This is a genomic window from Flavobacterium ginsenosidimutans, assembly GCF_037478105.1.
Taxonomy (GTDB): Bacteria; Bacteroidota; Bacteroidia; order Flavobacteriales; family Flavobacteriaceae; genus Flavobacterium; species Flavobacterium ginsenosidimutans.
In genome coordinates this window covers 3,687,896-3,701,411 of the sequence record NZ_CP147988.1, presented here as the reverse complement: position 1 = coordinate 3,701,411, position 13,516 = coordinate 3,687,896, and the positions used below count along the sequence as shown (strand labels likewise).

The 13,516-nt window shown below is 32.5% G+C and carries 12 protein-coding genes; 1 reads left to right on the top strand and 11 read right to left on the bottom strand.

The genetic code is table 11. From position 1 onward, the window contains the following. Window positions 1–41 precede the first annotated feature (41 nt). The 10 genes from hisIE to V6624_RS16250 all read right to left on the bottom strand — a co-directional run bounded on the left by hisIE (window position 42) and on the right by V6624_RS16250 (window position 10,023). The gene (gene hisIE / locus V6624_RS16295) at window positions 42–641 is read right to left on the bottom strand and encodes a bifunctional phosphoribosyl-AMP cyclohydrolase/phosphoribosyl-ATP diphosphatase HisIE (RefSeq protein WP_422389345.1); all 600 of its coding nucleotides are present in this window, start codon (window positions 639–641) and stop codon (window positions 42–44) included. Window positions 642–730: 89 nt separating this feature from the next. After that, complete coding sequence (gene hisF, locus V6624_RS16290) at window positions 731–1,486, bottom strand: imidazole glycerol phosphate synthase subunit HisF (protein ID WP_338839361.1); 756 nt, start codon at window positions 1,484–1,486, stop codon at window positions 731–733. A gap of 73 nt (window positions 1,487–1,559) precedes the next feature. Beyond that, the gene (gene hisA / locus V6624_RS16285; protein ID WP_338839360.1) at window positions 1,560–2,285 is read right to left on the bottom strand and encodes a 1-(5-phosphoribosyl)-5-[(5-phosphoribosylamino)methylideneamino]imidazole-4-carboxamide isomerase; all 726 of its coding nucleotides are present in this window, start codon (window positions 2,283–2,285) and stop codon (window positions 1,560–1,562) included. Window positions 2,286–2,389: 104 nt separating this feature from the next. Next, window positions 2,390–2,971, bottom strand: coding sequence for an imidazole glycerol phosphate synthase subunit HisH (gene hisH / locus V6624_RS16280; protein WP_338839359.1), 582 nt, complete (start codon window positions 2,969–2,971; stop codon window positions 2,390–2,392). A gap of 95 nt (window positions 2,972–3,066) precedes the next feature. Next, window positions 3,067–4,203, bottom strand: coding sequence for a bifunctional histidinol-phosphatase/imidazoleglycerol-phosphate dehydratase HisB (hisB, locus tag V6624_RS16275; RefSeq protein ID WP_338839358.1), 1,137 nt, complete (start codon window positions 4,201–4,203; stop codon window positions 3,067–3,069). Window positions 4,204–4,312: 109 nt separating this feature from the next. Then, the gene (hisC, locus tag V6624_RS16270) at window positions 4,313–5,362 is read right to left on the bottom strand and encodes a histidinol-phosphate transaminase (RefSeq protein WP_338839357.1); all 1,050 of its coding nucleotides are present in this window, start codon (window positions 5,360–5,362) and stop codon (window positions 4,313–4,315) included. A gap of 12 nt (window positions 5,363–5,374) precedes the next feature. Continuing rightward, window positions 5,375–6,658 carry a histidinol dehydrogenase gene (gene hisD / locus V6624_RS16265; protein ID WP_338839356.1) on the bottom strand — a complete coding sequence of 428 codons (1,284 nt, stop codon included), beginning with the start codon at window positions 6,656–6,658 and terminating at the stop codon, window positions 5,375–5,377. A gap of 128 nt (window positions 6,659–6,786) precedes the next feature. After that, window positions 6,787–7,644, bottom strand: coding sequence for an ATP phosphoribosyltransferase (gene hisG, locus V6624_RS16260; RefSeq protein ID WP_111291049.1), 858 nt, complete (start codon window positions 7,642–7,644; stop codon window positions 6,787–6,789). Window positions 7,645–7,956: 312 nt separating this feature from the next. Beyond that, on the bottom strand, window positions 7,957–9,357 hold the full coding sequence (locus tag V6624_RS16255; protein ID WP_111291047.1) for a sensor histidine kinase: 1,401 nt from the start codon (window positions 9,355–9,357) through the stop codon (window positions 7,957–7,959). 3 nt (window positions 9,358–9,360) lie between these two features. Beyond that, the gene (locus V6624_RS16250; RefSeq protein WP_111291045.1) at window positions 9,361–10,023 is read right to left on the bottom strand and encodes a response regulator transcription factor; all 663 of its coding nucleotides are present in this window, start codon (window positions 10,021–10,023) and stop codon (window positions 9,361–9,363) included. Window positions 10,024–10,222: 199 nt separating this feature from the next. Here V6624_RS16250 and V6624_RS16245 point away from each other — a divergent pair, with 199 nt between their 5' ends. Continuing rightward, window positions 10,223–12,361, top strand: coding sequence for an LTA synthase family protein (locus tag V6624_RS16245; RefSeq protein WP_111291043.1), 2,139 nt, complete (start codon window positions 10,223–10,225; stop codon window positions 12,359–12,361). Window positions 12,362–12,447: 86 nt separating this feature from the next. On the opposite strand, the gene V6624_RS16240 is transcribed toward V6624_RS16245, so the two are convergent. Further along, the gene (locus tag V6624_RS16240) at window positions 12,448–13,446 is read right to left on the bottom strand and encodes a zinc dependent phospholipase C family protein (protein WP_111291041.1); all 999 of its coding nucleotides are present in this window, start codon (window positions 13,444–13,446) and stop codon (window positions 12,448–12,450) included. Window positions 13,447–13,516: the final 70 nt, after the last annotated feature.

Sequence of the window (13,516 nt, the reverse complement as noted above, 5' to 3'; positions counted from 1 at the left end):
TTCTAGTGTGATTTCTCCTTCGTCGAAATGACAAGTTTGTTTTATTTCTGACGTTTCTTTAAAACTTCAATAACATCATTCAATTTAAAACCTTTTGCCTGCAATAAAATCAAATAATGAAATAATAAATCGGCGCTTTCGCTAAGGAACAAATCATCATTACTATCTTTTGCTTCAATAACAACTTCTACAGCTTCTTCGCCTACTTTTTGCGCTATTTTATTGATTCCTTTTTCAAATAAAGAAGCTACATAACTTTTCTCAGAATCAGCATTTTCTCTTCTGGTTTTGATCGTATTTTCTAACTGAGAAATAAACCCATAATTTGCATCATTTGGTTCTTGCCAGCAAGTATCTGCACCTGTGTGGCACGTTGGTCCAACAGGTTTCGCCTGAATTAAAAGCGTATCTCCGTCGCAGTCGTTTTTGATACTTACTAAGTTCAAAAAGTTACCACTTTCCTCGCCTTTTGTCCAAAGTCTTTGTTTTGAACGGCTGAAAAAAGTTACTTTTTGGGTTTCTATTGTTTTTTGAAGCGATTCTTCGTTCATATAACCCAGCATCAAAACATTTTTTGTTTCTGAATCTTGGATTATAGCCGGAATTAATCCGTGTGCGCTTTTGATATCGATGTCCATAATTATTTTAGATTTTTGATTTCAGATTTTAGATTCTCAAAGCTGAAATTGATTTTTTTATTTATTGGTTGGAATTTTAAAATTTGGATTCTTTACAACCTTACTTCAATACCATTGTTTTTTAATTCTTGTTTCAAGGTTTTGATTTCTATTTCTTTAAAGTGAAAAACGCTTGCTGCTAAAGCGGCGTCTGCTTTTCCTTCTTTGAAAGAATCTACAAAATGCTGAATGTTTCCAGCGCCTCCCGAAGCTATAATCGGAATATTTACTAGTTCTGAAAGTTTCGCCAAAGCTTCATTTGCAAAACCGTTTTTAGTTCCGTCATTATCCATCGAAGTAAATAGAATTTCTCCCGCACCACGTTCTGCAACTTCAACTGCCCAATCAAACAGATTCAGTTCTGTTGGTACTTTTCCGCCAACTAAATGTACAATCCATTGTCCTTCGATTTGTTTCGCATCGATTGCAACAACAACACATTGACTTCCAAATTTCTGTGCCAAATCGTTAATCAATTGCGGATTTTTTACTGCCGATGAATTAATAGAAACTTTATCGGCTCCGTTATTAAGCAGAATATCAACATCTTCAATAGATGAAATTCCACCGCCAACCGTAAACGGAATATTGATTTTCTCCGCTACACTTCGCACCATATTTACAAGTGTTTTACGTCTTTCTTCGGTTGCTGAAATATCCAGAAAAACCAATTCATCTGCACCTTCAGCCGAATAAATTTCAGCCAATTCTACAGGATCTCCAGCATCTCGCAAATCAACGAAATTAACACCTTTTACAGTTCTTCCGTTTTTTATATCTAAGCAAGGTATAATTCTTTTTGCTAACATTTTTAATTTGGTTGTTGGTTATTGGTTGATTGTTGTTGGTTAATACTATAAACTATCAACCGACAACTAACAACTATAAACCAATTATATAATTCTCTAACTGTTTCAATGTAATTCTTCCTTCGTAAATCGCTTTTCCAATTATGGTTCCTTCACAGCCTAATTCAGCTAATTTTGGCAATTCGTCGAAAGTTGAAATTCCGCCAGAAGCGATTAATTTTATACCTTTTGCTTCCGCTAAAATTTTACCATACAAATCAAAACTTGGACCTTGAAGCATTCCGTCTTTGGCAATATCTGTACAAATAACGTACTGAATTCCTTTGGTTTGATAATCTTGAATAAACGGAACCAAATCTTCATTTGATTCTTCTAACCAGCCAGAAACCGCAATTTTTTCATCTTTTGCATCAGCTCCTAAAATAATTTTTTCTGAACCATATTCTGAAATCCATTTTTCAAAAATCGCTCTATTTTTTACCGCAATACTTCCACCTGTGATTTGGTTTGCACCGCTTTCAAAAGCAATTTTCAAATCGTCATCCGATTTCAAACCGCCTCCAAAATCAATTTTTAAGCTTGTTTGCGTTGCGATTTGTTCCAAAATCTTATAGTTGACAATTTTGCTTGATTTTGCACCGTCAAGATCTACTAAATGCAAATATTCGATTCCGTGGGCTTCAAATGATTTCGCCACTTCAAGCGGATTTTCATTGTAAATTATTTTCGTATCATAATCACCTTTGGACAAACGAACGCATTTTCCTTCAATGATATCTATGGCTGGTATTATTCGCATTTAATTTTAGATTTTAGATTAACGATTTTAGATTTTTGATCTCCAAAACCGATTAATGTTTTTATTGAATTTTGATATTGAAATTGATTTTTGATATTGAATTTTTACATTTTTAAGAAATTACCTAGAATCTTTTCTCCAACATCTCCGCTTTTTTCTGGGTGAAATTGAGTTCCGTAAAAATTATCTTTTTGTAATGCCGATGCATATTCAACGTCGTAATTCGTTGTAGCAATAGCTTCATCGCAATTTGGCGCATAAAAACTATGAACCAAATACATGAATTCATTCTCAGAAATGCCTTTGAACAAATCGGTTTTTAAATCATAAATCTGATTCCATCCCATTTGTGGCACTTTTACGTTGTTTGAAAATTTCAAAACATCCACATCAAAAATCCCTAAACCTTCTGTATTTCCTTCTTCTGTTTTGTTGCACATCAATTGCATACCAAGACAAATCCCTAAAACAGGCTGTTTCAATTGCGGAATCAAACTTTCTAAACCACTTTCGCGAAGTTTCGTCATTGCTGAACTCGCCTCGCCCACGCCAGGAAAAATCACTTTATCAGCCGATTTAATTTCGTCCGGATTATTACTCAAAACCGCCTTAAAACCCAATCGTTCAATAGCAAACATAATGCTCTGAATATTTCCTGCTCCGTAATTTATAATTACTATTTTCATTTTGTTTTTTGTTTGTTTTGTTTCAAGTTTAAAGTTTCAGGTTTCACGTTCTGTTGAGCAACTTGAAACTTTAAACCTGAAACTTGAAACAAATTTTAAAGCATTCCCTTTGTCGAAGGCAAAATCATTTTTTCTGTATCTCTTTTTACGGCTACTTTTATTGCTTTCGCGAAAGCTTTGAAGATTGCCTCGATTTTGTGATGTTCGTTGATTCCTTCGGCTTTGATATTTAAGTTGGCTTTTGCACCGTCTGTAAATGATTTGAAGAAATGATAGAACATTTCAGTTGGCATTTTTCCAACCATTTCGCGTTTGAATTCCGTTTCCCAGATCAGCCAGTTTCTTCCTCCGAAGTCAATTGCTGCTTGCGCTAAACAATCATCCATTGGAAGGCAGAATCCATAACGCTCAATTCCTAGTTTATTTCCTAGTGCTTTCGCAAAAACTTCTCCTAAAGCAATAGCAGTATCTTCAATCGTATGGTGCTCATCTACTTCTAAATCACCTTTTACAAGGATTTCCAAGTCCATTTGACCGTGACGTGAGATTTGATCTAGCATGTGATCAAAAAACGCAATTCCTGTATCAATTTTACTTTTTCCTGTTCCATCAAGGTTTAGGTTGATATAAATATCTGTTTCGTTCGTTTTACGAGTAATAGAAGCTGAGCGTGCTTCTAATTTTAAGAACTCATAGATTTTCTTCCAATCCATTGATTGTAAAACGATTGTTTCGTTTAATTCCTCACGTTTAGATGAAATTTCATCACTTCCTGCTCCGTCAGTATTGTTCATGAAAATGGCTTTTGCTCCAAGGTTTTTAGCCAATTCAACATCTGTTAAACGATCACCCAAAACAAAAGAATTAGTCAAATCATATTCTGGATTATTCAAATATTTAGTCAGCATTCCAGTTCTTGGTTTGCGTGTTGGTGCATTTTCTTCTGGAAAAGATCTGTCTACAAAGATTTCATCAAAAACAACTCCTTCATTTTCAAATGCTTTTAGAATAAAATTCTGCGTTGGCCAAAACGTATCTTCTGGAAAACTATCTGTTCCTAAGCCGTCTTGGTTGGTTACCATTGCTAGTTCGTAATCTAATTCACTAGCAATTTTAGCCAGATACTGAAACGCTTTTGGATAAAATTCCAGTTTATCTAAGCTGTCTAATTGTAAATTTTCAGGTTCTAAAACGATCGTTCCATCGCGATCGATAAAAAGTACTTTTTTCATATTTTATTTTTTTTCCGCCACGAATTCACGAATTATATTAAATCTCGATGGCAAAATGACTTTGTGTTCTTTGCGTAATTCTTTGCGAACTTTGCGGTTAAATAAATTCCTAACTTAATCGTTTCAATTCTCTAATTACAACAGCATTTTCTTCTTTTGTTCCAATTGTAAAACGAAGACAGTTTTCGCATAAAGGTTGCGTAGTTCTGTTTCTGATAACGATTCCTTTTTCAATTAATTGATCGTACCTTTTATTAGCATCATCAACTTTCGCTAGAATAAAATTAGCTTCTGTTGGATATACTTTTTCTACAAAACTCACTTCAAGCAAAACTTTAAGTAATTCTTCTCTTTGCTCAATAATAGATGCTATTTCTTGCTTTATTTTTTCAGAATCTTTCAAACGTTCTATCGCTCGTTGTTGAGTCAATTCGTTTACGTTATAAGGTGGTTTGATTTTATTTAAAATCGAAATTACAGCATCAGAACCATAACAAATTCCTAAACGAATTCCAGCTAAACCATAAGCTTTAGAAAGTGTTTGCGTAATGACTAAATTTGGATATTCATCAATTTCTGTCAGCCAGCTTTCTTTATCTGAGAAGTCAATATAAGCTTCATCAATTACAACTAAACCGTTAAAGTTTTGAAGTAATTTCACGACACTTTCATCTGAAAATGAATTCCCTGTCGGATTATTTGGTGAACATAAAAAGATGATTTTTGTATTCTCGTCAACCGCTTCTAGAATCTTTTCAACTTGTGGCTGAAAATCTGTCGATAGGAGAATTTCTCTGTTTTCAACAGCATTAATATTCGCTAAAACGCCATACATTCCGTATGTTGGTGGCAACGAAATAATATTGTCTTTATTAGGTTCGCAGAAAGCTCTGAAAAGTAAATCTAAAACTTCATCACTTCCGTTTCCTAGCAAAATCTGATTTTGTTTTACTAAATTATTCTTAGCCAAAATAGCTTTAACCGAATTCTGTTGCGGATCTGGATAACGATTTACGCCATTTTGAAACGGATTTTCATTGGCATCCAGAAAAATCATATCAGCTGTATCAAAATCCTCAAACTCATCTCTTGCAGAAGAATACGGTTTTAAAGATTTCACGTTTTCACGTGTTATAGTATTTATATCGAAGGTACTCATTGTTTTATTTCTTTATTCTAAATCTTTTAATCGAAGTGTTACAGCGTTTTTGTGAGCTTGTAAACCTTCAGCTTCAGCCATTTTTTCAATGGCGCTTCCTATATTCAAAATTCCAGTTTTGGTAATTTTTTGAAATGTCATCGATTTCATAAAACTATCCAGATTTACACCACTATAATTTTTAGCATAACCATTTGTTGGCAATGTATGATTTGTTCCTGAAGCGTAATCTCCAGCACTTTCTGGCGTATAATTTCCGATGAAAACAGAACCAGCATTTACAATTCCGTTACAGTAGAAATCATCATATTCTGAACAGATTATAAAGTGTTCTGGCCCATATTCATTGATTAAATCCAAAGCAATCTGATCATTTTCAACATAAATCAATTTTGAATTTTCGATTGCTTTCTCTGCAATTGCTTTTCTTGGAAGCACTTCTAATTGCGACTGAACTTCTTTTTCAACTTCATCAATTAGTTTTCTTGAAGTCGAAACTAAAATCACTTGACTATCTGTTCCGTGTTCTGCTTGAGATAATAAATCTGAAGCAACAAAAGCAGGAACTGCTGTATCATCAGCTACAATTAATAATTCTGAAGGCCCTGCAGGCATATCAATTGCAACTCCAAATTGCGTTGCCAATTGTTTTGCTACTGTTACAAACTGATTTCCAGGTCCGAAAATTTTATACACTTTAGGAATTGATTGCGTTCCGAAAGTCATTCCAGCAATCGCTTGAATTCCACCAACTTTTAGAATTTTAGTTACACCGCATAAATTTGCTGCATATAAAATAGCTGGATTAATTTTTCCTTTTTTATCTGGCGGAGAACACAATACAACTTCTTTACTGCCCGCAATTTCAGCTGGAACTGCCAACATTAAAACAGTAGAAAATAAGGGAGCTGTTCCTCCTGGAATGTATAACCCAATTTTCTGAATTGGCCTTTTTTCCTGCCAGCAATTTACTCCTTCAATTGTTTCAACTTCGACTCTGTCTGTTTTTTGAGCGTTGTGGAATTTATAAATATTTTCTTTTGCTAATTCAATAGCTTCTTTTAATTCATTAGGAATCAAGCTAATCGCTTCATTAATTTCTTCTTGAGAAACTTCATAATTATCTAAAGAAATTCCGTCAAAAATCGAAGTATATTTAGCTACAGCTTCATCTCCTTTTCTTTGAACTTCCTTGAAGATTTCTTTTACCGTAACTTCGATATCGTCAACAGTTTGAGTTGGTCTTTTTAGTATTTCTGACCAGATCTCTGGTTTTGGATTGTCTATTTTATTCATTTTCTTAAGCTTTAAGCTTTAAGCTGTAGGCTTTAGGCTTTATTAACGTTGTGTTTATTTTTTTTCTTAGGGAGCAAACTTTTCTAAAGCCTAAAGCTTAAAGCCTACTGCCTAAAGCGGGCGAAGCCCTACAGAACCATTTTCTCAATTGGGCAAACCAGAATTCCCTCCGCTCCTACTTCTTTTAACTGGTCGATTACGTCCCAAAAAGTATCTTTATCGATTACAGAGTGAACACTGCTCCAACCTTCTTGCGCTAACGGAAGAACCGTTAAACTTCTCAAAACTGGAAGAATTTTTCCAACAGCATCGATTTTATCGTTTGGAACGTTCATTAGGATATATTTTGAATTTCTAGCTCTTAAAACCGCTTGAATTCTGAATTTTAACGTATCAATGTGTTTTTGGATTTCTGGAGAAACTTTTGGAGAAACTGCTAAAACTGCTTCACTTTTCAAAATAACTTCAACCTCTTTTAAGTTGTTTTTGAATAAAGTGCTTCCACTTGAAACAATATCTACAATTGCATCTGCAAGACCAATATTTGGGGCAATTTCAACAGAACCAGAAATTTGGTGAATGTCGACAGTTAGACCAAATTTACTGAAATATTCGTTAACAGTGTTTGGATATGAAGTCGCAACACGAAGATTGGCTAAATCTTGAACTGAATTGTATTCAAAAGTTTTTGGAACAGCTACAGAAACTTTGCATTTTGAGAATCCCAATTTCTGAACTACTTCAATTCCTTTTCCTTTTTCTACCAAAAGATTGTCACCAACGATTGCTAAATCTACAACTCCATCAATTAAATATTGCGGAATATCAGAATTTCTCAGGTATAAAACTTCAAGAGGAAAATTTGAAGCTTCTGCTTTTAATTGATCGATTCCGTTGTTGATTGAAATACCGCAGTCTTTTAGAATTTGGATACTGTCTTCGTTTAAACGACCAGATTTTTGAATTGCAATTTTTAAAGTACTCATTTTTTAGTTGTTTGTTTGGATTAATAGTTTGAGTACAAAGAGAGTTAGAATTAAAAAACCCGTTTGATGTACTCAAACGGGTTTTAAAATATGATGATTTACATGCATACCATTAACACATCGCTTGAGAGCAATAATGTAAATGATGATGATGTAATTGAATTGAAATCATGATTTGTTTTGTTGTTTACTTCTTTGATTCGGTTGCAAATATACTAGATAAAATAATTAAAAAGCAATTTTTATTTTAACTTAACGGTAGTTTATTGTTAAAAAACGCTTTCAACAGCATTTTGCTTAATGATTTTAGAATTACTTTAACGAATTATTATATTCTTCAAAAACTAGCAATACTCTAGTTCCTTTTCCGATTTCGCTTTCAATTTTAAATTTAATCTGAAGCAAATCTGTCATTCTTTTTACAATAAATAAACCAAGTCCAGTTCCTTTAATTTCAGAATGATTTAACGAATCTGATCTAAAAAACGGATTCAAAATAGACTCTAAATCTTTCTTCGCAATTCCGATTCCTTGATCTGAAATAATACAGTTTATTTTATGATTTTCTCTCGATAATGAAATTTTAACCTCACTGTCAGGTTTTGAGTATTTTATAGCATTTGAAATTATATTTCGAAGAATCGTTACCGCCAAATAATTATCTGAATAAATATAAAACTCCTCTGAAGCATCCAAAATCACATTAATTCTTTCTGATTTAATTTTCTCTATATTTAATTTGAGGACATCTAAAATTACTGCATTTAGATAAACATTTTCTTTAAGAATATTCTGTTTTTGATTCTCAAATCTAGCCATCATAAGCAACTGATCTACGAGAGAATTTAAGTGGTCAACCTCATTAATGCAATAATTGATTTTTTCTTCGTATTCCTTGCTATCCCTAGGTTTACGGATAAGCACTTCAAGTGTTCCTTTAATAACAGTAAGTGGCGTCCTTAACTCATGCGAAGCATCAGAAGTGAACTGTTTTTCACGCTCAATTGCATCTTCAATTCGATTCAATAAATTGTTGATTGTTTTGGAAAGTGTAAACAATTCATCCCTTGTTTTTGGCAACGGAATTCGCGCTTTAAGATTGTCTTTTGTAATAATCTTAGAGGTTTGAATAATGTTATTTATCGGTTTAATACTTCGCCCAGCATAAAATCTCGCAAGAAAAAACAAAATCAACAGAATGATTGGAAAAGTAATCAGCAAAGTATCCATCAGATTATCCAAAACCTTTGAAGAATCAGACAATGACATGGCAATAATTAAATACCCTATTTTTCTTGATTTTATATGTAGTGGAACTTGAATTTGACGAATTTTATTGTCCAATAATTTGGTATCATAAAGCTCAAAATGATCTTTATTGTCATGAAAAACGAGCTTTTCATTCTTTAAATTAGGAGACTTTTCAATGATTTTCTTGTTCAAATCTAAAAACTGAACAAAAACTGGATTTACGTCAACAGAATTGTGTTCTCTTTCCTCCCATTCTTCAGCATCCATAAAAATCACAACACCATTTTCAATTTTTAGTTCTTTTAAATGATCCTGAACTTCTATGTTTAGATTTTCATCGATATGATTGTAAACCGTCAGTTTTACAATAAAATAAATAGCCGAAAAGACTGCTAAAACCAATAGTCCAGTTCCTACAATATAATTTAATGCAATTCTATTTCTAAAGGATAATGATGTCATGTGTTAATCATTGGCAATATAACCTATGCCGCGGATGGTTTTTATGTAATCTTCTTCAATTTTCAGGTTTAGCTTTTTACGAATTGCATTCATAAAAACATCTATAACACCTGTATCATATTCAAAATTGATTTCCCAGACATCTCTCAAAATCTGATTTCTAGTACAAACTTTTCCTTTATTCTGAATCAAATACGCTAATAACTCAAACTCTCGCTGCGTTAACGAAATTTCCTCCTCACCTTTTAAAACAATGTGCTTAGACAAATCCATTGTAATGTTTCCAAGCGTCAAGCTCTCAGTTTGATTTTTATTCCTAAAATGCACCTTAACACGCTCAACCAATTCCTCAAAACTGAAAGGCTTTTTAATATAATCGTTTGCGCCCGCTTTCAATCCTTCAATTGTTTCCTGCACGGTATCTTTTGCTGTTAAAAAAATAATTGGCGTAGTTTGGTCTTTAACTCTAATGGCTTTACACAGATCAAGTCCGTTGATTTTTGGCAGCATCCAATCTAAAAGAATCAGGTCAAACTTTTGTTCTTGAACCAGTTCAAAACCTTTAGAACCGTCACTCGCAGTAGTTATTTGATAGCCTTCTTCTTGTAAACCTTGTTTTAGAAACTGGACAATTCCTAATTCGTCTTCTACTATTAAAATATGCATTTATCGTATTTAATTAAGATTCGCATTCCATTTTACAATTCAAAGATAGAGAATTTCACTCTCAGAAATAGACCTAAATATCAAGAAATAAAGATAATCAGCATCTTAAGCAAACATTAAGTTAATGTTAAGTAAGGTAAAAGTTGAACTTAATCTAGCGTTAATCATTCGAAAGTAATTTTGTAAAAAAATAAAACATATGGATTTTTATAAAAAACTTTCACCTTTTTACAATCTTACAGTATTCTATTTTATTGTGAGTTTCATACTTAGAATAGTTTTACTATTTCATCCAATTACACAAAGTTCGTTTACATTTACTGAAAGCCTGAAAATCTTTTCATTAGGTTTAGTTTCAGACTTTTTTGTTTTTATTTTAGCTTCGGGCTTCCTGTGGCTTTATCTTATTTTTATTTCAAATTCTAAATACAACAAACCTTACGGATACATTATTCTTGGAGGTTTTGTAGCGCTTTTAATTTATACGGCTTCTGGAAAAAGCATTTTTGATGAATACGGTGGCGCTTTACCAAGAATCATTTTGATTTTTGTTTCTATAAAAACACTTTTATTTTCACTTTTTCTTTTCTTGCCAAAACAAAGAGATAAAATTAGATTTTGGCTTTTTGCATTTGTGATCTTTTTATACGTTTTATTAATTCTTCAAAATGGAATAAGCGAATTTTTCTTTTGGAATGAATTTGGTGTAAAATACAATTTCATTGCTGTAAACTATCTGATTTATACTAACGAAGTAATTGGAAACATCATGCAATCTTATCCTGTAGTTCCAATTTTCTCTGCCTTGTTTATTATTACTGGAATTATTACGTTTTTCATTATAAAAAAATCAAGAAACTATATTGACGAAATTCCTAGTTTCAATGAAAAATTAAAAATTACAGCCGTTTACGCCGTTTTATTTGTTTTTTCTTTATTGGCTGTTCCGAGTTTAGCTAAAACGGAAAACTCTAAAAACGTATTTGTGAATGAATTACAATCGAATGGAATTTACAAGTTCTATTTGGCTTTTCAGAACAACAAATTGGATTATTTTAAATTCTACAAAACGATTCCAAACGAAAAAGCCTTTGCGATATTAAAACAAGAAATTCCAACTATTTCAGGAAAAAACACTTTGCGCGAAATAAAAGAAGATTCGCTCGAACAACGCAAAAATGTGGTTTTAATTACGATTGAAAGTTTAAGTGCTGATTTCATGAAAATGTACGGAAACAAACAAAATATTACTCCTTTCTTAGATAGCCTTGCTCAAAAAAGCTTACTGTTTACAAATGTATATGCCGCTGGAAACAGAACTGTACGCGGTCTAGAAGCGGTTACTTTATGCCTTCCGCCTACTGCTGGTGAAAGTGTTGTGAAAAGAGAGGATAACAAAAATAAATTTTCGACTGGATCTGTTTTTCTTCAAAAAGGTTACAATGTAAAATTCATGTACGGCGGCGATGCTTTTTTTGATAATATGCAAGATTTTTATTCTGGAAATGGATATCAAATTATTGACAAATCGAATTTTACTGAAAACGAAGTGACTTTTTCTAATGTCTGGGGAGTTTGTGACGAAGATATGTACAATAAAGCGATCAAAATCATGAATGTTGAAGCAAAGCAAAACAAGCCTTTCTTCAACCATATAATGACAGTTAGTAATCACAGACCTTTTACATATCCTAATAATAAAATTGATATTCCTGGAAACATCAAATCTCGTGACGGAGGTGTAAAATATACCGATTACGCTTTAAGCCAATTCTTTAAACAAGCTGAAAAACAGCCTTGGTTCAAGAATACCGTTTTTGTAATTATTGCAGATCATTGTGCTTCGAGCGCAGGAAAAACGGAGCTTCCTGTAGACAAATATAGAATTCCGGCTTTAATTTATATTCCAAATGCGAAGCCTGAAAAATTTAATAAATTGATGTCTCAAATTGACGTAATGCCAACATTATTTGGATTGCTTAATTTTGATTACGAAAGTAAATTCTTTGGTTGTGATGTCTTTAAATCAGATTATCAACCTAGAGCTTTTATAGCAACTTATCAGGATTTAGGTTTAATAAAAGACAACGTTTTAACGATTCTTTCTCCAAAACAGCAGATAAAACAGTTTCAGTTAAAACTTAATGAAAAATCTGGAATTTCTCCCGAATATCAAATTCATTATGATGAAATTCCACTGAAAGCTGAAAATAAAAATTTAGCTGACGAAACCATTTCATACTATCAGTCAGCTTCTTATGTATTGAAAGAAAAGGAATATCAGTTTAAAGATTTAGCAAATAAGAATAAGAAACTATATGCCAATGTTCATAATTAATTGATTACAATTTATTGAAAAAGGCCTCAAATCTTTACGATTTGAGGCCTTTTTTTAGGTTTCAAAAACTAACTTGAAACGAAAATTTAGTCGTTTTGATTCTTCATTCCGAATAAATTCCCTTTCTGATATAATTTTAAATCTTCTTGCAAGAATTGATAGTTTCTTTGAGTAACAGCTGGCGAATCTAAATCACTTAAATCTGGCTTTCCTGCGTTTACCCAAGCAGTATACCAAAAACTTGCTGTTGCAGCAATTGCTTTTTTCATTTGATTTTCAACCATACCGTTCAATTCTGCATGCAATTTTGCAGCATATTCATCAGTAAATTTAGAGGTATTGTATTTCGTTTTTGCGATTTTACCTTCTGCATCCATTTCAAAAACTTTGTTTTCTGGAGTTGCAGTTCTTAGTTTTTTATCAATATCTAATAAAGGTTGCGCTAAACTGTGAGTATCATTAATCAAGTCCCAAATTGCTTTATGAACATCTGCATAATACTGTGCCTCAGGAACGTTTAATTTGTAATTTTTAACAAATAACTCTGGTAATCTACTTTCCCAAAGTGAATGAATTCCTTTTTGATCAGTCAATTGCCCATCGTGATTTGCAGAAGTATGCAATGGCATGTGTGCATCACCAACATAATGACCTAAATCTGCAGAAAGAAATAAGATTTCAGATCTATTTTTTTCTTTAAAAGCTTTAGTCAACTTTGCCATCATTTCTTCAAGATACCAAGGCAAAATTCCATTATCGCTCAAAAATTTAGCATCGTACTTTTGTTTTGCTTCTTCTAATGTCTTTGGATAACTGTCAGCAGATCCAAAGTTTTCCATATCAAAATAATGTCTTGGACCTTCTTCTTTATAATTTAAAGCATACTTACGGATATCTGGAACCGAAGCTTCTTGAGTAATAAAATCAATGTGATTGTAAAAAAATATCTGCAATTGTTTTGGTAAAGCCATTACAGCTGCTTTGTTAATACGTTCATGGCCAACATTTCCCCATGATAGAGTAATAAAGCCAATAATTAAAACACCGAAAGCGATTAATTTTGGTCTCATTTGGATTTTTTTCATTTGTTTTTTTATTAGAGGGAGCAAATTTAGCTTTAATTAAAGAATACGCAAAAAATACTATCAATAAGAT